The 23,911-nt window shown below is 67.3% G+C and carries 19 protein-coding genes; 11 read left to right on the forward strand and 8 right to left on the reverse strand.

Annotation, left to right across the window (positions count from 1 at the left end; genetic code table 11):
- Positions 1-10: 10 nt before the first annotated feature.
- Positions 11-832, reverse strand: a complete 822-nt coding sequence (gene sdhC, locus IEY95_RS34550) for a succinate dehydrogenase subunit SdhC (RefSeq protein WP_189190122.1) — start codon at positions 830-832, stop codon at positions 11-13.
- A gap of 109 nt (positions 833-941) precedes the next feature.
- Positions 942-1,229 carry an Rv0250c family protein gene (locus tag IEY95_RS34555; RefSeq protein ID WP_189190123.1) on the reverse strand — a complete coding sequence of 96 codons (288 nt, stop codon included), beginning with the start codon at positions 1,227-1,229 and terminating at the stop codon, positions 942-944.
- A gap of 518 nt (positions 1,230-1,747) precedes the next feature.
- Here IEY95_RS34555 and IEY95_RS34560 point away from each other — a divergent pair.
- The 7 genes from IEY95_RS34560 to IEY95_RS34590 all read left to right on the forward strand — a co-directional run bounded on the left by IEY95_RS34560 (position 1,748) and on the right by IEY95_RS34590 (position 12,970).
- A complete protein-coding gene (locus IEY95_RS34560) occupies positions 1,748-3,967 on the forward strand; it encodes an ABC transporter family substrate-binding protein (RefSeq protein WP_189190124.1) in 2,220 nt (739 codons plus the stop codon).
- A 264-nt stretch (positions 3,968-4,231) separates the two neighbouring features.
- A complete protein-coding gene (typA, locus tag IEY95_RS34565; RefSeq protein WP_189190125.1) occupies positions 4,232-6,139 on the forward strand; it encodes a translational GTPase TypA in 1,908 nt (635 codons plus the stop codon).
- Between the two features lie 606 nt (positions 6,140-6,745).
- Positions 6,746-7,774 carry an ABC transporter permease gene (locus IEY95_RS34570; RefSeq protein WP_189190126.1) on the forward strand — a complete coding sequence of 343 codons (1,029 nt, stop codon included), beginning with the start codon at positions 6,746-6,748 and terminating at the stop codon, positions 7,772-7,774.
- A gap of 114 nt (positions 7,775-7,888) precedes the next feature.
- A complete protein-coding gene (locus tag IEY95_RS34575; protein WP_189190127.1) occupies positions 7,889-9,685 on the forward strand; it encodes an ABC transporter substrate-binding protein in 1,797 nt (598 codons plus the stop codon).
- An 81-nt stretch (positions 9,686-9,766) separates the two neighbouring features.
- Positions 9,767-10,744, forward strand: a complete 978-nt coding sequence (locus IEY95_RS34580; protein ID WP_189190128.1) for an ABC transporter permease — start codon at positions 9,767-9,769, stop codon at positions 10,742-10,744.
- Positions 10,745-10,763: 19 nt separating this feature from the next.
- Positions 10,764-11,828 carry an ABC transporter ATP-binding protein gene (locus IEY95_RS34585; RefSeq protein WP_189190129.1) on the forward strand — a complete coding sequence of 355 codons (1,065 nt, stop codon included), beginning with the start codon at positions 10,764-10,766 and terminating at the stop codon, positions 11,826-11,828.
- 77 nt (positions 11,829-11,905) lie between these two features.
- Entirely contained in the window at positions 11,906-12,970 is a 1,065-nt protein-coding gene (locus IEY95_RS34590; RefSeq protein ID WP_189190201.1) for an ABC transporter ATP-binding protein, read from the forward strand.
- Positions 12,971-13,071: 101 nt separating this feature from the next.
- On the opposite strand, the gene IEY95_RS34595 is transcribed toward IEY95_RS34590, so the two are convergent.
- On the reverse strand, positions 13,072-13,812 hold the full coding sequence (locus tag IEY95_RS34595) for a class I SAM-dependent DNA methyltransferase (protein WP_189190130.1): 741 nt from the start codon (positions 13,810-13,812) through the stop codon (positions 13,072-13,074).
- 291 nt (positions 13,813-14,103) lie between these two features.
- Between IEY95_RS34595 and IEY95_RS34600 the strand changes: the two genes are divergently transcribed.
- Genes IEY95_RS34600 through IEY95_RS34610 form a run of 3 tightly spaced genes read left to right on the forward strand, consistent with a single transcriptional unit; the run spans position 14,104 to position 15,491 of the window.
- On the forward strand, positions 14,104-14,607 hold the full coding sequence (locus tag IEY95_RS34600; RefSeq protein ID WP_189190131.1) for a DinB family protein: 504 nt from the start codon (positions 14,104-14,106) through the stop codon (positions 14,605-14,607).
- A 3-nt stretch (positions 14,608-14,610) separates the two neighbouring features.
- On the forward strand, positions 14,611-15,003 hold the full coding sequence (locus tag IEY95_RS34605) for a VOC family protein (RefSeq protein WP_189190132.1): 393 nt from the start codon (positions 14,611-14,613) through the stop codon (positions 15,001-15,003).
- Positions 15,004-15,014: 11 nt separating this feature from the next.
- Positions 15,015-15,491: a GNAT family N-acetyltransferase gene (locus tag IEY95_RS34610; protein WP_189190202.1), complete on the forward strand. Its 477-nt coding sequence runs from the start codon at positions 15,015-15,017 to the stop codon at positions 15,489-15,491.
- Positions 15,492-15,652: 161 nt separating this feature from the next.
- On the opposite strand, the gene IEY95_RS34615 is transcribed toward IEY95_RS34610, so the two are convergent.
- From IEY95_RS34615 to IEY95_RS34635, 5 genes are all read right to left on the reverse strand, one after another.
- Positions 15,653-16,699, reverse strand: coding sequence for an ABC transporter ATP-binding protein (locus tag IEY95_RS34615; protein WP_189190133.1), 1,047 nt, complete (start codon positions 16,697-16,699; stop codon positions 15,653-15,655).
- 26 nt (positions 16,700-16,725) lie between these two features.
- On the reverse strand, positions 16,726-17,763 hold the full coding sequence (locus IEY95_RS34620; protein ID WP_189190134.1) for an ABC transporter ATP-binding protein: 1,038 nt from the start codon (positions 17,761-17,763) through the stop codon (positions 16,726-16,728).
- A gap of 59 nt (positions 17,764-17,822) precedes the next feature.
- The gene (locus tag IEY95_RS34625) at positions 17,823-18,803 is read right to left on the reverse strand and encodes an ABC transporter permease (protein WP_189190135.1); all 981 of its coding nucleotides are present in this window, start codon (positions 18,801-18,803) and stop codon (positions 17,823-17,825) included.
- A gap of 102 nt (positions 18,804-18,905) precedes the next feature.
- The gene (locus tag IEY95_RS34630) at positions 18,906-20,666 is read right to left on the reverse strand and encodes an ABC transporter substrate-binding protein (RefSeq protein ID WP_189190136.1); all 1,761 of its coding nucleotides are present in this window, start codon (positions 20,664-20,666) and stop codon (positions 18,906-18,908) included.
- Between the two features lie 84 nt (positions 20,667-20,750).
- Positions 20,751-21,740 carry an ABC transporter permease gene (locus tag IEY95_RS34635; protein WP_189190137.1) on the reverse strand — a complete coding sequence of 330 codons (990 nt, stop codon included), beginning with the start codon at positions 21,738-21,740 and terminating at the stop codon, positions 20,751-20,753.
- 540 nt (positions 21,741-22,280) lie between these two features.
- Between IEY95_RS34635 and IEY95_RS34640 the strand changes: the two genes are divergently transcribed.
- The gene (locus IEY95_RS34640; RefSeq protein ID WP_189190138.1) at positions 22,281-23,909 is read left to right on the forward strand and encodes a peptide ABC transporter substrate-binding protein; all 1,629 of its coding nucleotides are present in this window, start codon (positions 22,281-22,283) and stop codon (positions 23,907-23,909) included.
- Positions 23,910-23,911: the final 2 nt, after the last annotated feature.

Consider the following 23,911-nt stretch of genomic DNA (forward strand, 5'->3'; position numbering starts at 1 on the left):
CCCACTCATTTCAGAAGAAGCGCGGATCGGCAAAGGCGCCTGACGCGACCAGATACACGTAGAAGTCGGCGAGCGCCACGCTCACCAGCGACGTCCAGGCGAGCAGCATGTGACGGGCATTCAGCTTCCCGACCCACTGCCACATCCGATAGCGCACGGGATGCTTGGAGAAGTGCTTCAGCTTCCCGCCGACGATGTGCCGGCAGGAGTGGCAGGAGATGGTGTACGACCAGATCAGCACGATGTTGACCAGGAACACCACGGTGCCCAGGCCCATGTGGCCCCAGTTGTAGTGCTCGTCACGGAAGGCCAGCACGGTGTCGTAGGTGAGGATCCCGGCGACGATGATGGCCGCGTAGAAGAAGTACCGGTGGATGTTCTGCAGGATCAGCGGGAAGCGGGTCTCGCCGGTGTACTTCTTGTGCGGTTCGGGGACCGCGCAGGCCGGCGGCGACGCCCAGAAGCCGCGGTAGTAGGCCTTGCGGTAGTAGTAGCAGGTCAGCCGGAAGCCGAGCGGGAAGATCAGGATGATGATGGCCGGGGAGATGGCCCACCAGCTCCCGAAGACGTCCGCATTGGGGCCCGCGTGCATGGTCTCGCACCGCTCGGCCAGACAGGGCGAGTAGAACGGCGAGACGTACGGCGCCGCGTAGTAGTTCGTGTCCGCGAAGGCTCGCCAGGTCGAGTACACGACGAAGGCCAGCAGCCCGGCCGCGGTGGCGGCGGGCGCCAGCCACCAGCGGTCCGTCCGCAGATGCGGGGCGGTGATCGCGGCCCGCGAGGCGGACCGTACGCCGCCGCTGTTCAGATGGGGTTCCGTACCAGTGGCCAACGCTGCTGCTCCTCTTCAGGGCTCGGTTCGCCTCCGGGCCGCAACCGCATCGATGTGCGCCTCCCGGCGCGTGACTGTGTCGACCCTTCGGCCTGCTCGCCGGGGGTGATCACGGGGCGTGGCGGTCGCGGGCGCCGAGGCCCTCGTCGTCCGAGTCCGTCCACAGGGAGTTGTCGTAGGGGGTGTCGGGGATGGCGACCAGGTCGGGCCGGCGTGGCGCGGCCGGCTGGGCGGCGGCCGCGCGCAGCAGCGCGACGCTCTCGCGCAGGTGGTCGGCGTCAGCCCGCACCCGGCGCATATCCAGGCCTGCGCCTATCTGCTGTTCCAGCCGTCCGACCGACCTCGCGAGGTCGTCGAGACAGCGCTGTACGGACGTCAAGTCGTCGTGCACGGACATGACTTGCCCTCACTTCCGCGGACCCTCCGGCCCAAGGCGGCAACGTTCATGCGCCTGCGAGTGTTGCGCGTCACACCGGGCCGTGTGAAGAGATCTGCACGGATTCCAGGATCGCACCATCCCGAACGCGCCGCCACGCGCCTTTCGCACGCCGGGTGCCGCCGGTGGTGGGACCGTGCCCCTGGGAGGGGCGCCCCCTCCGCCCCCACCTGTCCCGTACCTGTGGGGCTGCCGCCCCCAGACGCCCGCTTCGGCCTTGACGGCCTCGTCCTCGAACGCCGGACGGGCCGAAGCCGGCCTCTCCGGCATTCGGGGCGAAATCCTCCCCGGGCCGGCCCCGGCGCCGGGTGCCATTGCTCCACACGGGTGACCTTCGCGGCGCGCCCCGCCGTGTCGCCGCCCCCTGGGGGCCCTCCTCCCCTTCAGTGGGCGCATACATCTGATCAACTCCATATACCGCCAAACGTGATCAGAAGCCGACCTGTCCCACAGCGGAGCGCCCCCCGGAGGTTGCAGTGATGTCCCACGACGGCGTCGGACTGCGCGCGGTGATGCGCTCGGTCGCGTTCCTCACCGCGGGCGCGCTCGCGGTACCCGCCCTCGCCGCGTGCAGCGCGGAGGACGAGGCGGGCCAGCCCGTGGCCGGGCAGGACATCGCACCCGCGGCTCGTGACCAGGTCGCCGACGGCGGCACCCTGCGCTGGGCCGTGGACGCCGTACCGGAGACGCTCAACACCTTCCAGGCCGACGCCGACGCCGCGACCTCGCGGATCGCCGGGGCCGTACTGCCGTCGATGTACCGGCTCGACCGGAACGGGCGGCCACAGATCAACCCGGATTACCTGGAGTCCGCGAAGATCGTCGAGACCGAGCCCAAGCAGGTCGTGCTGTACAAGCTCAACCAGCAGGCCGTCTGGAGCGACGGCCGCGAGATCGGCGCCGCCGACTTCGCCGCCCAGTGGCGCGCCCTTTCCGGCAAGGACACCGCGTACTGGACGGCCCGCAACGCCGGCTACGACCGCATCGAGAAGATCGAGCGCGGCAAGAACAACCTGGAGGTCAGGGTCACCTTCAGCCGCTCCTACGCCGACTGGAAGTCGCTGTTCTCACCGCTGTACCCGAAGGACGTCATGGGCACCCCGGACACCTTCAACGACGGTGCGAGAAGGAAGCTGAAGGTCACCGCGGGACCCTTCGCGCTGAAGGACGTGGACCGCAAGGCCGGCGAGGTTCACCTCATCCGCAATCCGCGCTGGTGGGGGCATCCCACCAAGCTCTCCGAGATCGATCTGATCGCCGTCGCCCGTGACAAGCGGGCCGCCGCGCTCGCCGACGACAAGCTCGACCTGGCCGAGATCGACCCCTCCGAGGCCGAACAGATCACGCTCGCCGCCCGCGATCAGGGCAGCACCGCGCTGCAGGGGCCCGGCGCCGAGATCACACCCGCGAAGGCGCTGCGCTCCTGGGCCGTCGCGCACGGTTCCGACGAGGACGCCGCCTCCGAAGAGGCCGGCGCCCGCAAGAAGCTGCGCAAGACGATGGCGAAGTTCGTCGACCAGCAGTCGGGGCTGCGCCGTTTCGTGGTCCGCAAGTCCCTGGAACCCGCCTACACCCAGCTCGCCCTCAACGGCTCCGAGGGCCCGCTCGCCGACGAGCGCGTCCGCCGCGCCGTGGCCCGCGCGCTCGACCGGCAGGAGCTCGCCCAGGTGGTGCTGAAGCCGCTGGGCCTGCCCTCTGTGCCGGTCGGCAGCCATCTCGCCCTCTCGGGCCAGCAGGCGTACGCCGACAACAGTGGCGCCCTCGGCGGCCAGAACACCAAGGAGGCGCAGGCGCTGCTGACCGACGCCGGGTGGGTGCCCGGCGGCCCGGTCAAGGAACAGAAGAAGACGGAGAACGCGGCAGGTTCCCAGGGCAAGAAGGCGGACTCCGACGGCTCCGGCGACGACGGGACGTACATCGTCGGCGAGGACGACAAGCCCTCCGATGCCGACCGGGAGAAGAAGGACCCCAAGGACCACAGCGAGCGACACCATCGCAAGCCGTCGGGGGAGTACGCGGACGAGCAGGCCGGCAAGCACCTGGACGGGAAGCGGTACGCCAGGCAGGGCGGGGCGCCGGGGGCGTACGCGCCCAAGGGGACGGCGGCTCCCGCGGGCGCCGCGGCGGCCACGCTCGCCAAGGACGGCAAGCCGCTCACGCTCCGCTTCGTGCTGCCGTCGGGCCCGGGCTCGGAGTCCCTGCAGGCCGTCGCCGACCGCATCTCGCAGATGCTGCAGCGCATCGGTATCCACACCGAGATCTCGAAAGTCTCGGACGCCAGCTACTTCAAGGACCACATCGCGTCGGGCCAGTACGACCTGGCGCTGTACTCGTGGCCCGCGTCCGCCTTTCCGGCCACCGACGCCCGCCCGATCTTCGCCAAGCCGGTGCCGGCCGCCGACGGGTCCCTGAGCGTCGAGCAGAACTACACCCGGGTCGGCACCGACCAGATCGATCAGCTCTTCGACCAGGCCATCGCCACACTGGACGAGGACGAGGAGCGCTCGCTGGTCCGCAAGGCCGACGCCCGCATCTGGGCCGCCGCCGGCTCCATCCCCCTCTACCAGCGCCCCCAGCTCACCGCCGCCCGCACGAACCTCGCCAACACCGGCGCCTTCGGCTTCCAGACCCCGATCTACGAGGACATGGGCTATCTGAAGCCCTCCGCGAAGCCTTCGGCCGGCGCGTCACAGAACTAGCCACGGCTCCCGCCACCACCGACTGCTGTGGGCCTGCGTGCCGCCCCTGACGGCACGCAGGCCCACAGCTGCGACGGCGGGGCGCGGGACCGTGGTGCGGGCGGCCGGGGCGGGGCGCGGGGCCCCAGGTCAGGCGGTGGTGGTCGCCCTGCGGAGGCCGGGTCTGTTCGGGGCACGTACCATGGGGTAAGGCCGTGGCGTGTTCAGCCCGGCAGGCCCCGCGCAGCGGAGGCCGTCCACTCACCCCGGGAGAAGCGCCTCAATATGGCCACGCGCCACGACATCCGCAACGTCGCCATCGTCGCCCACGTCGACCATGGCAAGACCACCCTGGTCGATGCCATGCTCAAGCAGGCCGGTGCCTTCGCCGCGCACGCCGCCGAGTCGCTCGACGACCGCATGATGGACAGCAATGACCTGGAGCGTGAGAAGGGCATCACGATCCTGGCCAAGAACACGGCCGTCAAGTACCACCCCAAGGATGGCGGCGACGTCATCACGATCAACATCATCGATACCCCCGGCCACGCCGACTTCGGCGGCGAGGTCGAGCGCGGTCTGTCGATGGTCGACGCGGTGGTCCTTCTCGTCGACGCCTCCGAGGGGCCGCTGCCGCAGACCCGGTTCGTGCTGCGCAAGGCGCTGCAGGCCCGCCTGCCCGTCATCCTGTGCATCAACAAGACGGACCGCCCGGACTCCCGCATCGACGAGGTCGTGAACGAGGCGTACGACCTCTTCCTCGACCTCGACGCCGACGAGGACCAGATCGAGTTCCCCATCGTCTACGCGTGTGCACGCGACGGTGTCGCCTCCCTGACCAAGCCGGCGGACGGCACCGTCCCGGCCGACAGCGACAGCCTGGAGCCGTTCTTCTCCACGATCCTGGAGCACGTCCCGGCCCCGACGTACGACGAGAAGGCCCCCCTCCAGGCGCACGTCACCAACCTGGACGCGGACAACTTCCTCGGCCGTATCGCGCTGCTCCGCGTCGAGCAGGGCGAGCTGCGCAAGGGCCAGACGGTCGCGTGGATCAAGCGCGACGGCACCGTCTCCAACGTCCGCATCACCGAGCTGATGATGACCGAGGCGCTCACCCGCAAGCCCGCCGAGATGGCGGGGCCCGGTGACATCTGTGCCGTCGCCGGTATCCCGGACATCATGATCGGTGAGACCCTCGCCGACCCCGAGAACCCGGTGGCGCTCCCGCTGATCACGGTCGACGAGCCCGCGATCTCCATGGTCATCGGTACGAACACCTCGCCGCTGGTCGGGCGTGGCGGCACCGGCAAGGGCGCCTCCGTCAAGGCCGCCGTCAAGGACCGCAAGGTCACGGCCCGCCAGGTCAAGGACCGCCTGGACCGCGAGCTGATCGGTAACGTCTCGCTGCGCGTCCTGGACACCGAGCGTCCGGACGCCTGGGAGGTGCAGGGCCGCGGTGAGCTGGCGCTGGCCATCCTCGTCGAGCAGATGCGCCGCGAGGGCTTCGAGCTCACGATCGGCAAGCCGCAGGTCGTCACCAAGGAGGTCGACGGCAAGGTCCACGAGCCGGTCGAGCGCCTCACGGTCGACGTGCCCGAGGAGCACATGGGCGCCGTCACGCAGCTCATGGGCGTCCGCAAGGGCCGGATGGACAACATGTCCAACCACGGTTCCGGCTGGGTCCGCATGGAGTTCGTCGTGCCGTCCCGCGGCCTGATCGGCTTCCGTACGGAGTTCCTGACCGGCACGCGTGGCACGGGCATCGCCCACTCCATCCACGAGGGCCACGAGCCGTGGTTCGGCGCGCTGACGACCCGCAACAACGGTTCGCTGGTCGCCGACCGCGCGGGTGCCGTCACCGCGTTCGCGATGACGAACCTCCAGGAGCGCGGTGTGCTGTTCACCGACCCCGGCACCGAGGTGTACGAGGGCATGATCGTCGGCGAGAACTCGCGCGCCGACGACATGGACGTGAACATCACCAAGGAGAAGAAGCTCACGAACATGCGGTCGTCCTCGGCCGACTCGTTCGAGGCGATCGTCCCGCCGCGCAAGCTCTCGCTGGAGCAGTCGCTGGAGTTCTGCCGCGACGACGAGTGCGTCGAGGTGACTCCTGAGGCCGTTCGCATCCGCAAGGTCGTCCTGGACCAGAAGGAGCGTGGCCGCACCGCGAGCCGCGCCAAGCACGGCTGATCCACCGGTCGTCCGGCGTGCAGAACGGCTGATTCACGTCGTCGTGCACGGCTGATCCACGGCAACTGAGCCCGGGTTTCCCCAGGATGGGGGGACCCGGGCTTTTTGCAACCCATTTTCGGCTCGCCGCTGTCCGAAATGCGGTGCCACCCGCCCGATACGCATGTAACACGTCCGTTTCGCGGGCTTCTCCCGCAGATCATTTTGTCCAGATTTTGGAAGATGTAGGCGTCAGCTGTGATGGAACCGAGACCTAAAGGCTGTGGTCGGTTATCTGGCTCATGTCAGATAGTTAGCCGCGTAACGCTCGGGTCAATGGGTCATGCGCTGTGGGGACAGCGCCGACTCACGAGCACAGTGGGGTGTTTGACCCTCCGTCAGGGGTGTCGGAGGTCAGTCAGGGGCCCCTCCTGTCCGTGCACCGGTTGAGTCATGAGGAGGCACCAGATGCCAACTACGCGTGTTCATCTGCGAGTTGTCGCACGCCGCGCCCGTGCGCACAGCGACCGCTAGGCATACGTCTCTCCTGATCCGCATGGTCCGAACTGCGGCCGCCCACACCCTGTGGCGGCCGCGGGCTCGGCGTACCCATGAAATGGACGAATCATGACCAGTCCGATCGAGATCGAGGGCGCGGAAGCCTCCACCGAGGTCGACGAGCAGACCGAGCGGAAGCGTTCCGCCGAGCCGGAGAAGCTGGAGGGCCGATCGCCCGGACAGCTGATGTGGCGCCGGTTCAAGCGCGACCGCACCGGTGTCGTCTCCGCGTACATCGTGCTGTTCTTCTTCCTGATCGCCGCCCTCGCTCCGCTGATCTCGAAGCTGTACGGCAAGAATCCGTACACGCTCTACGGGCAGGACGACCCCACGCTCCTGAACGACTTCAACATGCCCGCCGGTCCCAACGGCGGCATCACGTCGGAGTTCTGGTTCGGGATCGAACCGACGCTGGGGCGCGATGTGTTCATGCAGCTCCTGTACGGCATGCGCACCTCGCTGTACACGGCGCTCGTGGCGACGATCGCGATGGTGTTCATGGGGGTGCTGATCGGCCTGGTCGGCGGCTACTTCGGCGGCAAGGTCGACTACTGGCTCGGCCGGCTCACGGACTTCCTGCTCGCCTTCCCGCAGCAGCTGTTCATGATCGCGGCGATGCCGGTGATCACCGCGGTGTTCGTGGCTCCCGACGAGGAGACGCCCACCTACATCCACGCCCTCGCGATCATCGGGGTGCTGTGGTTCCTCGGCTGGATGGGCCTCGCCCGGCTGATCCGGGCGGTCGCGCTCTCGCTGCGTGAGCGGGAGTTCGTCGAGGCCGCGAAGGTCGCGGGCGCCTCGCCGTGGCGGATCATCCGCAAGGAACTGCTGCCCAACCTCGTCACACCGATCCTGGTGCAGGGCACGTACATGCTGCCCAACACCATTCTCTCGGTTGCGTTTCTCTCCTTCGTCGGCGTCGGCTACTCCGAACCGACCCCCGACTGGGGCCGGATGTTCGCCATCGGGTCGGACATCTACGAACAGGACCCCGTCTACATGTTCTTCCCGGGTGTCGCCATGGTCGTCTTCGTCGTGGCGTTCAACCTCCTCGGTGACTCGGTCCGGGACGCCTTCGATCCCAAGACGGGCCGCTGACTCCGAGTTCGGGGGTGCCGCTGCCACCCGGGAGCCGGCGACGACCGGCCGTGCACTGCCAAGCAGCACCAGTGGATCACTGATCACAACTCACAGGCAGGTGGACTCGACTCCATGAGCATCCTCAGTTCCCGCAGAGCGCGGACCGCCGTCGTCGCGGTCGCGGCCGGCGCCCTCGCGCTGGCCGGCTGCAGCAGCAGTGACAACGGCAGCGGCAAAGACAAGAGCAAGAACAAGGAAGAAGCCGCGTCGCAGTCCGCGGCGGTGAAAATGGGCACCGCCGCGGACTCGACCGGCCCCGCCGAAGAGGTCACCGGCGCCAAGCCCGGCGGCACGATCCAGGTGTACGAGGAGGACGACTTCTCGCACCTCGACCCGGGCCAGATCTACGTCAGCGACGCCGGCCTGCTCGCCAAGCTCATCTTCCGCGGCCTGACCACGTACAAGGAGGACGCCAAGGGCGGCCTCACGGTCGTCGGCGACCTCGCCACGGACCCCGGCAAGATGTCGGACGGCGGCAAGACCTGGACGTACACGCTGAAGGACGGGATCAAGGACGAGACCGGTCATGTGATCGACTCGGCCGACATCCGCCACACCTTCGAGCGGCTCTACGACCCGTTCATCACGGATGGCCCGTCCTACATCCAGCAGTGGCTGTCGGGTTCCGGCACCACCTACCGCAAGGCGTACGCGGGCCCGTTCAAGGGCAAGCACCTGCCGGACTCGGTCCTCGCGACCCCGGACGACAAGACGATCGTCTTCCACTTCAAGGTCGCGCAGCCCGACCTGCCGCAGGCCCTGGCCATGGCCGGCTACTCCGTCGTCCCCGAGAAGACGGACACCAAGGCGAAGTACGACACCAAGCCGGTCGCCGTCGGCCCGTACAAGATCTCGGAGTTCAAGGCCGGCAAGAGCGTCAAGCTGGTCAAGAACACCAACTGGGACGCGAAGAGCGACGCGATGCGTCACCAGTACGTCGACGGCTTCAACATCGACATCAACCACGACGACGAGGACCAGACCAAGACGATCCTCGCCGACCGTGGTGACGCCAAGAACGCCATCATGATGACCGGTCAGGTCGCCACCACCCAGGTGCAGAAGGTCGTCTCCGACGCCGCGGCGATGAAGCGCACGATCCAGGGCTACGCCCCGTACGTGTGGCAGATGAACTTCAACATGGACCGCATCAAGGACAAGAAGATCCGCGACGCGATCACCTACGCCATGCCGTCCACGGCCGTGTACAAGGCGGACGGTGGCGCGTACGGCGGTGAGGTCGCCAACAGCCTGATGTCGCCCACCACTCCGGGCTACCAGAAGGACTACGACCCCTTCGACCGGACCAAGCACCCCAACGGTGACATCGCCAAGGCCAAGAAGCTGATCGAGGAAGCCGGCGCCAAGGGCAAGAAGATCGTCTACGCCTACGCCAACATCCCGGTCCGCCAGCAGCAGGCCGTCCTCGTCGAGAACGCCCTCACGAAGATCGGTCTCGACGTCCAGAAGAAGGAGATCGACGCCGCGACCTGGTACGAGCAGGTCGGCAAGGTCCAGAACGGCTTCGACATCTACATGACCGGTTGGGGCCAGGACTGGCCGTCCGCCAGCACCGTCTTCCCGCCGCTGTACGACGGCACGCAGATCCAGGACGGCGCCTCGAACTACGCGCACATCAACGACGACCACGTGAACTCCGAGATCGCGCGTATCCAGAAGATCACGGACACCGCCGAGGCCACCAAGGCCTGGACCGCCCTCAACCAGTACATCAGCCAGAAGGTCAACCCGGCATCGCCGATCTACTACACCAAGGTGTTCCAGATCGCCGGTACCAACGTGGGTGGCCTGCGCTACTCCACGGTGACCAGCTACACCGACCCGACCCGGGTCTTCCTCAAGAGCTGACCACCCTCCCGGGGCGCACTGCGCGCAGTGCGCCCCGGGCGCTCCTGTCCCTGGCCGCCGTCCTGAGAGCAGCGTTCCGCCATGCTTCGATTCATCCTTCGCCGGACGTTCGGCGCGATGCTCATCCTCCTGCTGATCAGCGCCTTCACGTTCTTCATGTACTACGCGATCCCCCAGGACCCGGCCACGCTAGCGTGCGGCAAGAACTGCACCCCGGACGCGTTGGCGATCATCCACAAGAACCTGGGGCTCGACGATCCGATCCCCGTGCAGTACTGGAAGTTCCTCTCCGGCATCTTCGTCGGACGGGACTTCGCCGTGGGGCACTGCCCGGCTCCCTGCTTCGGTGTCTCCTTCCGTGACCAGCAGATGGTCTGGTCCACGATCATGGACCGCTTCCCGCTGACGCTGTCCCTCACGATCGGCGGCCTGATCGTCTTCCTCATCGTCGGTCTCGGCACCGGCATGATCGCCGCCCGCTACCGGGGAACCTGGCTCGACAAGGTCTTCAGCTCCATCTCGCTGGTGCTGAGCTCGTTCCAGATCTACTTCCTCGGCCCGATCGTCCTCGGGATCTTCGTCTACAGCACCGGCTGGCTGGACAAGCCCAAGTACGTGCCGTTCTCGGACAATCCCGGGCAGTGGTTCATGGGCCTGCTGATCCCCTGGGTCGTCATGTCCGTGATCTTCACCGCGAACTACACGCGTATGTCGCGCTCGACGATGATCGAACAGCTCCAGGAAGAGCATGTGCGCGCGGCCCGCGCGAAGGGCATGACCGGCAGATACGTCTTCTTCCGGTACGCCTGGCGCGGCTCCCTCATCCCGATCCTCACCATCCTCGGCATGGACCTCTCCGCGCTGCTCGGCGGCGCCGTCGTCACCGAGTTCACCTTCGGGCTCGCGGGCATCGGCCGGCTCGCAGTGGAGTCTGTCGTAGGCAAGGACCTGCCGAAACTCATGGGCGTGATGCTCTTCAGCGCCGCGTTCATCCTTCTGCTCAACGTCATCGTGGATGCGTTGTACGCCGTGATCGACCCGCGTGTGCGGCTGTCCTAGTGCTTGAGGAGCCCTCTCAGTGACCACACTCACCAAGCCCGAGGACGCCCCGGCGCCGGCCGGATCCGACGCGTTCCTGTCGGTCCGCGACCTGCATGTGCGGTTCTCCACGGAGGACGGCGTCGTCAAGGCGGTCGACGGTCTCTCCTTCGACCTGGAGCGCGGTACGACGCTCGGCATCGTCGGCGAGTCCGGATCCGGGAAGTCCGTCACCAACCTGACCATCCTGGGCCTGCACAACCCGCTGACCACCACGATCGAGGGCGAGATCGTCCTCGACGGCAAGGAACTGATCACCGCCACCGAGGCCGAGCTGGAGAGGCTCCGGGGCAACAAGATGGCGATGATCTTCCAGGACGCGCTGACCGCGCTGTCGCCGTACCACTCCGTGGGGCGGCAGATCGGCGAGCCGTTCCGCAAGCACACCGGGGCCTCCAAGAGGGAGGCGCGCGAGCGGGCCATCGAGATGCTGGAGAAGGTCGGCATCCCGCACGCCCAGCGGCGCGTGGACGACTATCCGCACCAGTTCTCCGGCGGTATGCGCCAGCGCGTGATGATCGCGATGTCCCTGGTCTGCAACCCGGACCTGCTGATCGCCGACGAACCGACCACGGCCCTCGACGTGACCGTCCAGGCACAGATCCTGGACCTCCTGAAGGACCTCCAGCAGGAGTTCGGCTCCGCGATCATCATGATCACCCACGACCTCGGGGTGGTCGCGAACATGGCGGACGACCTGCTCGTGATGTACGCGGGCCGGGCGGTGGAGCGCGGCACGGTCCGCGAGGTCCTCAAGTCCCCGCAACACCCGTACACCTGGGGTCTGCTGGGGTCCATGCCACGTCTGACGGCCGATGTGGACGAACCGCTGACCCCCATTCCGGGCGCGCCCCCGTCACTGCTGAACCCGCCCTCGGGATGCCCCTTCCATCCGCGCTGCGGCTTCCGCGGTGAGGTGGAGGGCTCCGACCGGTGCGTGGACATCCGGCCGGAGCTGCCGGAGGGTCGGGGAGCGGCCTGTCATCTGACGTTGGATCAAAAGAGCCGCATCTTCACCGAGACGATTCGGCCCAGGCTGGGCTGAGGGGACTGACTGTGAGCGACGCTGTGAGCGACGAGAAGACCGCGGTCGCGGCCGACACCATCCCCGGTCAGCGGGACATGGACCCGGCCGAACCGCTGATGCGGGTACGCGACCTGAAGAAGCACTTCCCGGTGAAGGGAGGCTTCCCGATCAAGCGCACGATCGGCGCGGTGCAGGCCGTGGACGGCGTGTCGTTCGACGTCTTCCCCGGTGAGGCGCTGGGTCTCGTCGGCGAGTCGGGCTGCGGCAAATCCACGACGGGACGACTGCTGACCCGTCTCATGGAGCCCACGCAAGGCACGATCTCGTACCGCGGAAAGGACATCAGCCGCTCCACCCGGCGCCAGTTGTCGCCGATCCGCTCCGAGATCCAGATGATCTTCCAGGATCCGTACGCCTCCCTCAATCCCCGGCAGACGGTCGGCACGATCATCTCCTCGCCGATGGAGATCAACGGCATCAATCCGCCCGGCGGCCGCGAGGCCCGGGTGCGCGAGCTGCTGGAGACGGTCGGCCTCAACCCCGAGCACTACAACCGCTTCCCGCACGAGTTCTCCGGTGGTCAGCGCCAACGCATCGGCGTGGCACGGGCGTTGGCGCTCAAGCCCAAGCTGATCGTGGCCGACGAGCCGGTATCGGCCCTGGACGTCTCCATCCAGGCGCAGGTGGTGAACCTGCTCCAGGAAGTCCAGCGGGAGATGGGCATCGCGTTCGTCTTCATCGCGCACGACCTCGCCGTCGTCCGCCACTTCTCGCAGCGCGTCGCGGTGATGTACCTCGGCAAGATCGTGGAGATCGCGGACCGTACGTCGCTGTACACCGGCCCGCGCCACCCCTACACCCACGCCCTCATGTCGGCCGTCCCCGACGCGGACATCGACGCCGAGAAGAAGGAACGCATCCGCCTGGAGGGCGACGTCCCTTCCCCCATCTCCCCGCCCTCCGGCTGCCGCTTCCGCACCCGCTGCTGGAAGGCCCAGGACAAGTGCGCGCAGGAGGAGCCGCCGCTGATCCAGCTGTCGGGCAACACCGAGGGACATCTGACGGCCTGCCATTTCCCGGAAGATCCGACGATCGAGGCCCGCGCGGAGGACATCGTGCTGGATCCGGCGCTGGCGGCCCTGGAGGGCGAGGACGACTAGGGCCTGTCCGGCGGATCAGGTCGGAGGAGAGCTGCGGTGCCTCATAAGCGCAGATGGGCGTGCCAGGCCCCGCGTCTTCGACATGATCCATCAGAAGCCCCCTAGGTCGGCCGGGGCCCGGCCACGGTGATGATCTCGGGGGCGGTGGGGGAGAGCGGCCCCCGCCCCCAGTCGCCGAACTGCTCGTGGACGGCCAGCCCGGCGTCGCCGAGAAACCCGGCCAGCGCGTCCGCCCCCAGGAACCGCAGCGTGCTGCGACTGACCCGCGGCCGCTCCCACCCCGGGTGCTCGAACGTCTCGGTGAACGTCACGTGGTTCCCGAGCACGGGCGTCTCGACCTCGTGCCACACCCGTACGACATCGCCGTGGGCGTCGCTCACCTCGCGCACGCGCTCCGGGGTCCACGACTCCCAGGCGCGGGCGGCGGGATTGCGCGTCTCGAAGACGAACCGGCCGTCGTCGCTGAGGGCCTCGCGGACCGCGGCCAGCGAGGAGCGCAACTCCTCGTCACCGACCAGGACTTGAAAGGCGTGCCCGGTCATCACGACGAGGTCGAACTCCCGCTCCCAGCGCGCGGAGGCGAGATACCCGAGCACCCACTCGGCGTCGATCCGGCGCCGCGCCTGCACCAGCATGGCCGCGGCGGGATCCAGCCCGCAGAGCCGCCCCTCGTGCCCGGCCTCCCGGGCCCGCCCCAACAGCCGCCCCGTCCCGCACCCGACGTCGAGCACGGACCGCGCGGACATCACCAGGCCCAGATAGAAGTCGTCACTCGGCCCCCACGGATTGAGGGCGTCATACAGGGCGGCGAGTGAGACGTCACTGAACGAACGATCAGCCATCGCAGCAGTGTCTCAGCCCGTCGCCCCGCTCGAAGCACTACTGGACCTTTGATCCTCGCGCTCTCTTACGAACCCGGGGTGGCCACGGCTGTGGTGGCGCCTGGGAGAGACTGAGCCGGTCGCCGAGCGTCCAGAGGTCGCGTACCACGCCGTCGGGCAGGACGGTCCCGCGCAGGTGGAAGGCCATGGCGCGACAGTCTGGCCCCGGTGCCGGGGAGCCGACAACCCCGCACCGGGAGCGGGCACTTAATCGCTCGACATCGCACGGGCGGACGGGGATGCTTCACCCCGATGACTCGAACTGACACGCCCCCCGCATGGGACGAGCGCTCACAGCTGACCACCTTCCTCGACTACGCCCGCGCCACCGCCCACGCCAAGTGCGAGGGCGTCTCCGCGCAGGACGCCATCAAGGCGCCGCTGCCCGGGTCCCCGCTGATGACCCTCTCCGGACTGATCAGCCATCTGCGCTGGGTCGAGTACTCCTGGTTCCAGGTGGTCTTCCTCGGCGAGGAGGACGAGGGGCCCTGGACGGACGAGGATCCCGACCGCGAGATGCGCATCGCCGTCGACATCCCGCTGCCCCAACTTCTCGACGACTACGAGGAACAGGCCGCCCGCTACCGCCAGTTGGTCGCCGACCACGACCTGGACGCCAAGGCGCAGCGCCCCATCCGCGACGGCCGCCATGTCGACCTCCGCTGGATCCTCCTCCACCTCATCGAGGAGACGGCCCGGCACAACGGCCACATCGACATCCTGCGCGAGATGGCCGACGGCCGGACGGGGGACTAGTACATGGGAGAGCAAGGGTCGTTGAACCCCACCATCCGTACGATCACCTTCGACTGCACCGGCGATCCCTACGATCTCGGCCTGTTCTGGAGCGAGTTGCTCGGCCGCCCGCTGGCCGACGACGACAAGCCCGGCGACCCGGAGGCGGTGATCGTGGACCCGTCCGGCGGGCCCACTCTGCTCTTCGTGCACGTCCCGGAGGACAAGGCGGCCAAGAACCGCGTCCACCTCGACCTGCAGCCGCACGGCCGCACGCGGGCGGCGGAGGTCGAGCGGGCGCTCGGCCTCGGTGCCCGGCAGATCGCGGACCACACCCGCCCCGACGGTGGCGGCTGGGTCACCCTGGCCGACCCCGAGGGCAATGAATTCTGCGTGGAGCGCGGGAAGTCGGGTTAGCGGTGGCGGATCTGCGGCTGGCGAAGGTGACGCCGGACAACATCGACGCGGCCCTCACGCTGAAGGTTCGGCCGGACCAGGAGCGGTTCGCCTCCCCGGTGGTGAAGTCGCTGGCCGAGGCCTACGCGCACGCCGAGAAGGCCTGGCCCCGCCTGATCCTCGACGGCGACGAACCGGTCGGCTTCGTGATGGCCTTCTTCGACTTCCGCTTCGACCCCGACAACCCCGACGACCGGCCCCGCTCCGGCCTCTGGCGTCTGAACATCGCCGACGGCCGACAGGGGCGCGGCTACGGCCGGTTCGCCGTCGAGTCCGTGTGCGAGGAGATCCGCGGGCGCGGCCAGTCGCGGGTCACGGTGACCTGGGTCGAAGGTGAGGGCGGACCCGAGGAGTTCTATCTGCGGCTCGGTTTCCGTCGTACGGGGGAGATGAGCGGAGACCAGGTCGTGGGCGAGCTGGACCTGGAGCCGGACGCCACGGACGCCTGAGCCGGGTGGAGGCCCGCACCAGAAGGGTGCCCTGAGCCGAGTGAAGGCCCGCACCGGAAGGGTGCGGGCCTTCGTTCCCCGGGAACCGGACATTCGTGGGCTCGGGTCAATGGGCCGGCGAAGGTCGGTTCCGTGGGTCACGGCTGACGAAAAGGGGTGTGTCAGGCCGTGACTCCGGGGTCCTTGGACAGGCGAGGAGCCGGCACGGTCTCCTTGACCTCGGGGTAGTGGCACGCCGTCAGATGGCCCTCGCGGTTGCCCTCGACCTGGACCAGCGGCGGGGCCTCCGTCGCGCACTTCTCCGTGGCCTTCCAGCAGCGGGTGCGGAAGCGGCAGCCCGACGGCGGGTTGAGCGGGGAGGGCACGTCACCGGTGAGAAGGATGCGCTCGCGGGACGGCACCTCGTCCGCGGTGGCCTCGGGAACGGCGGACAGCAGCGCGCGCGTGTAGGGGTGACGCGGGTTGTCGTACAGGTCCTCGCGGTCGGCGATCTCGACGATCTTGCCGAGGTACATGACCGCGACGCGCTCCGAGAAGTGGCGCACGATCGCGAGGTCGTGGGCGATGAAGACGAACGCGATGCCCAGGTCCCGCTGGAGCTCCTGGAGCAGGTTGACCACCTGCGCCTGGATGGAGACGTCGAGCGCCGAGACCGGCTCGTCCGCGACGATCAGCTTGGGTTCGAGGGCCAGCGCGCGGGCCACGCCGATGCGCTGACGCTGACCACCGGAGAACTCGTGCGGGAAGCGGTTGTAGTGCTCGGGGTTGAGGCCCACCGTCTCCAGGAGTTCGCGTACGCGCTTCTCGTGGCCGCCGGGCGGGTTGATCCCGTTGATCTCCATCGGACCCGAGATGATCTTGCCGACCGTCTGGCGCGGGTTCAGCGACGCGTACGGGTCCTGGAAGATCATCTGGATCTCGGAGCGGACCGGCGCCAGCTGCTTGCGGCCCGCGTGCGTGATGTCCTGGCCGCGGTACTTGATGCTGCCGCCGGTGGGCTCCAGGAGGCGCGTGATCAGCCGGCCCGTCGTCGACTTGCCACAGCCGGACTCACCGACCAGACCCAGGCTCTCGCCCTCGGCGACCTGGAAGTCGAGTCCGTCCACGGCCTGGACCGCGCCGATCTTCCGCTTGAAGGGGAAGCCTCCCATCACCGGGAAGTGCTTGGTCAGTCCGGTGACGTCCAGGAGGGGGTTCGTGTTGCTCATGATCGTGAAATCCCGTCTCAGTTACGTCAGTGCGACCGGGTCGCGGCGTAGTCGGCGAAGAACTCGCGGCGCTGGTCCGCCGTGAGGTGACAGGCGGCACCGCGCCCGTCCGTGATCTTCAGCAGCGGCTGCTCGGTGGAGCAGAGGCCGCCCTCGATCTTCTCCGTGAAGGTGCACCGCGGGTGGAAGCGGCAGCCCGTCGGCGGGTTCAGCAGCGACGGCGGCGCGCCGGGGATCGGGTTCAGCGGTACGTCGACCGGACCGTCCAGGCTCGGCATCGAGCCCAGCAGGCCCCAGGTGTAGGGGTGCTGCGGCGCACGCAGCACCTCCTTCTTGGTACCGCGCTCCACGCACCGGCCGCCGTACATCACCAGCACGTCGTCCGCGATGTCGGCGATGACACCGAGGTCGTGGGTGATGAAGATGATCGCCGTGCCGAACTCCTGCTGGAGGTCCTTCAGCAGGTCCATGATCTGGGCCTGGACCGTCACGTCGAGCGCGGTCGTCGGCTCGTCGGCGATCAGCAGCTCGGGGTCGCAGACCAGCGCCATCGCGATCATCGCGCGCTGGCGCATACCGCCGGAGAACTGGTGCGGGTAGTCGTCGACCCGCATGTCCGGCTGCGGGATGCCGACGCGCTTCAGCATCTCGATCGCCCGCTCCCGGGCCTCCTTCTTGGAGGCACCGGTGTGCTTGCGGTACGTCTCGCCGATCTGCTTGCCGATGGTGTGGTACGGCGACAGCGAGGCCAGCGCGTCCTGGAAGATCATCGACATCTTGTTGCCGCGCAGCCGTTCGAGCTCTCGCTCGGAGGCGGTCAGCAACTCCTTGCCGTCGAGCAGGATCTCCCCGTCGATGGCGGTGCGATCGCGGTCGTGCAGGCCAAGGATCGTCAGGTTCGTGACGGACTTGCCCGAGCCCGACTCGCCCACGATGCCGAGCGTCTTGCCCTTGGCCAGGTCGAAGGTGAGACCGTCGACGGCCTTGACGACGCCGTCTTCGGTGGAGAAGTGAACCTTCAGATCCCTGACGGACAGGAAGGGCTGCTGATCGGTGCTCGTCACGGGGACGCTCCTGAGGGGGGTGATGCCGGGGGTAGCTGTCGGGGGCGGGTTGCCCGGGGTCAGGCGAGCCGGATCCGCGGGTCGATGAGGGCGTAGACGGCGTCGACGATGATGTTGAAGAACACGATCGCACCGGCCGACAGGATGGTGACGCCGAGCAGCATGGGCAGGTCGCTCTTGTTCACGGAGTCCACCGCGAGGCGGCCGATGCCCTGGATGCTGAAGGTCGACTCGGTGATGATCGCGCCACCGATCAGCACGCCCAGGTCGATGCCGAAGACCGTGACGATCGGGCCCATCGCTCCGCGCCAGGCGAACCGGAAGAAGACGTTCGCACGGGACAGGCCCTTGGCGCGGGCGGTGCGGACGTAGTCCTCGCTGAGCTGTTCGACGAGCTGGGAGCGGGTCATACGGGTGTAGTTGGCGGTGAAGATGATCGCCAGGGTCAGCCAGGGCAGCAGCAGCCCGGAGAACCAGGAGACCGGGTCCTCGGTGAAGGGCGTGTACGACGGCTGCGCGAACAGGTGCAGCTTCGAGACCAGGAAGAACATCGCGACATAGCCGACGAAGTAGATCTGCAGCGAAGAGCCGAACAGCGAGGCCGAGCTGGCGAACTTGTCCAGGAACTTGCCCTGCTTGACGGCGGCCAGCATGCCCGCGCCGACACCGAAGATCAGGAAGACGACGGCCGCGCCGAACGCGAGCGAGAGGGTCGTCGGCAGACGGTCCATGATCGTGCCGAGGACGGGCTCGCGGTTGGCGAAGGAGTAGCCGAGGCAGGGGGCGTTGCAGTTCCCGAAGCCGGCGTAGTCCCGCCCGACGAAGACACCCTTGAGCCAGTCCCAGTACTGCACCGGGATCGGGTGGTCGATGCCCAGGTTGTGCCGGATCTGCGCGAGCATGTCGGGCGTGCAGTTCTTGCCGCAGGACATCATCGCCGGGTCACGCGGGATGGCGTAGAAGAGACCGAATGTGATGGCGCTGATGATCAGCAGGATGACCAGTGCGCCGAGGACTCGGCGGACGAGGAAGCGGGACATGGGGGCGTGACTTTCCGGACGGGGCGCCGTCGCCGGGGGCGTGGAGGGGAGAGGGCCGGAGGGGGGCGGCCGGGCGAACGGCCACCCCCCTGGTCGTACGGCTTACTTCATTGCGTAGAGCTTGCAGAGCGCGACGCAGGTGTTGCCGCTGTCGTACACGACGTTGCCGACCTTGGAGCCGTGCATCCAGTTGCGGATCTTGTGGTAGTCGGGGACGACCGGCGCCAGTTCCATGATCTGGCGGTCGATGTTGCCCCAGGCCTTGTTGGCCTCGGCCGCGTCCGTGATCTTGGCGGCCGCGTCGATGGCCTTGTTGATGCTCGGGTCGTTCAGCTGGGCGTAGTTGCTGCGGCCGTCGCCGATGTTCTTGCCGCTCCAGCAGGGGTAGAAGACCGAGTAGCCGTTCGGCCAGTCCGGGCTCCAGCCGGCGCCGAACAGGTCGAAGTCGTTGTCGACCTTGCCGATCTGCGTGTAGAAGGTCGACTTGTCGACCTGCTTGTTGACGACCTTGAAGCCGGCCGCCTCCAGCGCGTTCTTGACCGCGACGGCCACCTTCACCTGGGTGTCCGAGGACTGGTAGGCGATGACCAGCTTCTGGCCGAGCTTGCCGGCCTCCTTCAGCAGGGCCTTGGCCTTGACCGGGTCGCCGCCGGGCTTCTTGTTGACGCCGTAGAGGTCGAACTTCTCGTAACCCGGGGTCACCGGGGCGAGGATGGTGGTGGCGATCTCGCTGGTGGAGGCGCCGCCCTGGATGGTCTGAATCTGCTGGTGCGGCCACGCGTGGTTGATGGCCTGACGGACCTTGACGTCCTTGATGCGGGTCATGTTGATCGGCCAGTAGTAGGTGACCGTGTCGACCTGGGTGAGGACGCGCTGCTTCAGCTTGGCGTTGGTGAGGACCTGGGCGATGCGCTCCGGGGCGACCTCGTTGAAGATCGACATCGCGTACTGGTCCTTGCCCGAGTCCGCGATGTAGCGGTCGGTGGAGGCCAGCAGCTCGAAGCCGAACTGGAAGACGTACTGGTCCGGGTAGTTGTTGCGGATCGAGTCGGTCTTCGGGTCCCAGTGCTCGTTGCGCACGTACGTGAGCGACTTGCCGATGGAGCGGGCGCCGATCTTGTACGGGCCGCAGGAGAAGGGGCGCTTGTCGTACTTCTCCTTGGTGTCGTGCTTCTTGTTCACCAGGGAGTAGCCACGCATGGCGAGCGTGAAGTTGAAGTCGGCGCGCGCCTCGTTGAGGCGGAACGTGATGGTCTTGCCGTCGACCTCGATGGAGTCGAGCTTCTTGCCGTCGTAGGGGCCCTTGTACTTGTCGCCGCCGACCAGCCACTGCTGGACGTAGCGGGGACCCTCGGCGATGAAGGAGGCGAAGAGGCGCTCGAAGGTGTGGCGGAGGTCGTCCTCGGAGATGTCCGAGCCGTCCTCCCACTTCAGACCGTCCTTCAGGGTGAAGGTCCAGGTCTTGCCGCCGTCCTTCATGGTGCCGGCGTCCGTGGCCGCGTCGCCGACCAGCGTGGCGCCGCCCTTGTCGTCGATCTTGTAGCCGGTGAGGCCACGCATGATCGGGGCGGTGATGGCGCCCTCGGTCGAGACGTAGATCTGCGCCGGGTCCAGGTGGTCCATGTCGAACTGGTCGAGCGAGTAGATCGTCCCGCCCTTGACCGCTCCCTTGACCTCCGGCGCCGGGCCGGTGGAGTCGGCCTTGGTGCCGACCAGGATCTCCTGGGTCTTGGAACCGCTGACCGAGGGGGCCTTGCTCTTCGACTTGCTGTCGCTGCCGCTGCCGCCACACGCGGTCAGCACCGAGGACGAGGCCGCGACCACGCCGGTGGCGATCAGGAAGTTTCTACGGGAGAAAGACATGGATGAGCCTGCCTTATAGGGACGATCGGGACGGAATGACGCCGGCCGCACAACACTGAACGGGCCGGGTGGAACGGGGTGCGGTTACCGCTTGGACTTCGGGTCGAGCGCGTCGCGCACCGAGTCGCCGAGCAGGTTGAAGGCGAGGACGAAGATCACCATCGACAGGCCCGGGAAGAGCATGAAGGTGAGGTCCTCGGTGTAGAACTGGGCGCCGCGCTGGATCATGACGCCCCAGTCCGGCGTCGGGTCGATGATGCCGACGCCGAGGAAGGCGAGACCCGCCTCCGCGGTCACATACGCCGGAAGCATCAGCGTGGACTGGATGATGATCGGCGTCCACAGGTTGGGCAGCAGCTCCTTGAACACGATGCGCTTCGGAGACGCGCCCGTGACCTTGGCAGCTTCGATGTACTCCCGCTCACGCAGACCGAGTACCTGGCCGCGCAGCAGACGGGCGATGGAGGCCCAGCCGAAGGCGGAGAGCACCAGGATCAGGGAGATGGCTCGCAGGGAGGTGGGGATGTTCTCGTCGGGGGCGACGAACAGTCCGTACACCACCGGCATGAAGGCGATGAAGAACAGCGTGGACGGGAACGACAGCAGGATGTCGATGATCCGGCCGACGAGGTAGTCCGTCTTGCCGCCCAGGTAGCCCGCGGTGACACCGACGACCACGCCGACGACGGTGGTCAGCAGGGTGGCGGCCACGGCGATACCCAGCGAGGTACGGATGCCGTACAGCAGGAACGTGAACACGTCCCGGCCCAGCTGCGGCTCGATACCGAACCAGAACTCCGAGCTCATTCCGCCGTTCGGCCCCGAGGGGTAGGAGAAGGCGTCCAGGAGCTCAGGTCGCTGGCTGGCGTACGTGGTGTACGGGTTCTTGCCGTACAGCTTGGCTATCAAGGGGGCGGCGATCGCGATCACGAAGAAGAAGATCACGATGTAGGCCGATATGACGCCCGTGCGGTCACGTTTGAACCGCTTCCAGGCGAGTCGTCCCGGAGAGCGACTCTCGGAGCCCTTGGTGGTGGAAGGAGAGAGCGACTTCTCGACGCTCTCGTCGGTCACCTCTAGCGGGGCAGCCGCAGATGGAGTTGGGGGGGTCATGGTGCTCCAGGCCCGATGCGGTCAAGGACTCCGCAGGGCGCTCCCTACGGGCTACGCCGGACTTTTTCAACGCAATTCATTCAAGGTCAATAAATTCTCGACCCCCTTGGGCTTGTCTTTACTTTCTTTGCCCGGACTTGACCTTAGCGTAACTACGCGTGTAGCGCACTGTGGCCGTTCCGTGTCCAGAATCGGACTAACTACGCGAAACGGGCAAGGAGTTCGATAAGCGGACGCCTGAGTCTCGGAATGCGTACATCTGGTGCGCGCAATCCAACGGTTCGGCATCGAACGGCGAAGATCCATTGCCTCAATCTTCAAGATCATTTGGTTGACCGTCCGGAGTGACTGCATCCGGATGGTGCTGCCACCCATACGGGTGGGGTGATCGTGCGATACGCCCGGTATAGCCCGATATTGAGCGCTAAAGGCACAAGGCACCGGGGCCGTGTCCTCATGTCCCGGCGCCGACGGCACAGCGCACTCTTGAGGAGGCACTCCATGCGTGGAGCCACGCACGCCAAATGGGCCGCTTGCGCGGCGGCGGCAGCCCTCGCGGCGACCGCCTGCGGGGGCGGAGGAGGCGGCGGTGGCGGCAAGGGCTCCGGAGTCGTCTCCTCCTCCTGGGGGGACCCGCAGAACCCGCTGGAGCCGGCCAACACCAATGAGGTGCAGGGCGGCAAGGTCCTCGACATGATCTTCCGCGGTCTGAAGCGGTACGACTCCAAGACCGGCGCGGCCGAGGACATGCTGGCCGACAAGATCGACACCACGGACTCGCAGAACTTCACCATCACCGTCAACGACGGCTGGAAGTTCAGCAACGGCGAGGCCGTCACCGCCAAGTCCTTCGTCGACGCGTGGAACTACGGGGCCAGTCTCAAGAACAACCAGAAGAACGCGTACTTCTTCGGGTACATCGAGGGCTACGACAAGGTCCACCCCGACACGGGCAGCCAGAGCGCCGACACCCTCTCCGGGCTCAAGGTGACCGGCACGAACACCTTCACCGTCAGGCTCAACCAGAAGTTCTCGACGTTCCCCGACACTCTCGGATACGTGGCCTACGCGCCGCTGCCCAAAGCCTTCTTCGACGACCACGCGGCGTGGGTACAGAAGCCGATCGGCAACGGACCGTACATGATCGACTCCTACACCAAGGGCTCGCAGATGTCCCTGCGCACGTGGGACGGCTACCCCGGCGACGACAAGGCGCAGAACGACGGGGTGGACCTCAAGGTCTACACCGACAACAACACCGCCTACACGGATCTGCTGGCCGGCAACCTCGATCTTGTCGACGATGTGCCCGCCTCCCAGCTCAAGAACGCGAAGAGTGACCTTGGCGGCCGGTACATCAATACACCTGCCGGGATCATCCAGACGCTCGCTTTCCCGTTCTATGACAAGAACTGGGACACGAGCGGGGCCCAGAAGGTCCGCCAGGGCCTGTCCATGGCGATCAACCGTGATCAGATCACGAACACGATCTTCCAGAAGACCCGCACCCCGGCCTCCGACTGGACCTCCCCGGTGCTCGGCACGGACGGCGGCTTCCAGGACGGGCTGTGCGGGGACTCCTGCAAGTACAACCCGAGCGAGGCCAAAAGGCTGATCCAGGAGGGCGGCGGCCTGCCCGGCGGCCAGGTCAAGCTCTCGTACAACGCGGACACGGGCTCCCACAAGGAGTGGATCGACGCCGTCTGCAACTCCATCAACAACGCGCTGGGCAACGACAAGGCGTGCGTCGGGAACCCGATCGGCACCTTCGCCGACTTCCGCAACCAGATCGGCCGGCACAAGATGCCGGGTCCCTTCCGGGCCGGCTGGCAGATGGACTACCCGCTGATCCAGAACTTCCTGCAGCCGCTGTACTACACCAACGCCTCCTCCAACGATGGCAAGTGGTCCAACAAGGACTTCGACAAGCTCGTCGACGAGGCGAACGCCGAGACCGACCGGGCCAAGGCGGTCAAGCTCTTCCAGCAGGCCGAAGGGGTCGTACGGGACAACATGGCCGCCATCCCGCTCTGGTACCAGAACGGCAGCGCCGGCTACTCGGAGCGCGTGTCCAACGTGGCGCTCAACCAGTTCAGCGTCCCCGTCTACAACGAGATCAAGGTCAGCTGAAC

This window comes from Streptomyces albiflavescens, from assembly GCF_014645835.1.
In the GTDB taxonomy this organism is placed as follows: domain Bacteria; phylum Actinomycetota; class Actinomycetes; order Streptomycetales; family Streptomycetaceae; genus Streptomyces; species Streptomyces albiflavescens.

What these genes read in the sequence shown, in the direction of transcription:
- IEY95_RS34605 (WP_189190132.1), top strand. Translation starts at nt 14,611, where the DNA reads ATGGGAGAGCAAGGGTCGTTGAACCCCACCATCCGTACGATCACCTTC.
- IEY95_RS34575 (WP_189190127.1), top strand. Translation starts at nt 7,889, where the DNA reads ATGAGCATCCTCAGTTCCCGCAGAGCGCGGACCGCCGTCGTCGCGGTC.
- IEY95_RS34615 (WP_189190133.1), bottom strand. Translation starts at nt 16,699, where the DNA reads ATGAGCAACACGAACCCCCTCCTGGACGTCACCGGACTGACCAAGCAC.
- IEY95_RS34570 (WP_189190126.1), top strand. Translation starts at nt 6,746, where the DNA reads ATGACCAGTCCGATCGAGATCGAGGGCGCGGAAGCCTCCACCGAGGTC.
- IEY95_RS34640 (WP_189190138.1), top strand. Translation starts at nt 22,281, where the DNA reads ATGCGTGGAGCCACGCACGCCAAATGGGCCGCTTGCGCGGCGGCGGCA.
- IEY95_RS34560 (WP_189190124.1), top strand. Translation starts at nt 1,748, where the DNA reads ATGTCCCACGACGGCGTCGGACTGCGCGCGGTGATGCGCTCGGTCGCG.
- IEY95_RS34595 (WP_189190130.1), bottom strand. Translation starts at nt 13,812, where the DNA reads ATGGCTGATCGTTCGTTCAGTGACGTCTCACTCGCCGCCCTGTATGAC.
- IEY95_RS34600 (WP_189190131.1), top strand. Translation starts at nt 14,104, where the DNA reads ATGACTCGAACTGACACGCCCCCCGCATGGGACGAGCGCTCACAGCTG.
- IEY95_RS34630 (WP_189190136.1), bottom strand. Translation starts at nt 20,666, where the DNA reads ATGTCTTTCTCCCGTAGAAACTTCCTGATCGCCACCGGCGTGGTCGCG.
- typA (WP_189190125.1), top strand. Translation starts at nt 4,232, where the DNA reads ATGGCCACGCGCCACGACATCCGCAACGTCGCCATCGTCGCCCACGTC.
- IEY95_RS34590 (WP_189190201.1), top strand. Translation starts at nt 11,906, where the DNA reads ATGGACCCGGCCGAACCGCTGATGCGGGTACGCGACCTGAAGAAGCAC.
- IEY95_RS34555 (WP_189190123.1), bottom strand. Translation starts at nt 1,229, where the DNA reads ATGTCCGTGCACGACGACTTGACGTCCGTACAGCGCTGTCTCGACGAC.
- IEY95_RS34625 (WP_189190135.1), bottom strand. Translation starts at nt 18,803, where the DNA reads ATGTCCCGCTTCCTCGTCCGCCGAGTCCTCGGCGCACTGGTCATCCTG.
- IEY95_RS34580 (WP_189190128.1), top strand. Translation starts at nt 9,767, where the DNA reads ATGCTTCGATTCATCCTTCGCCGGACGTTCGGCGCGATGCTCATCCTC.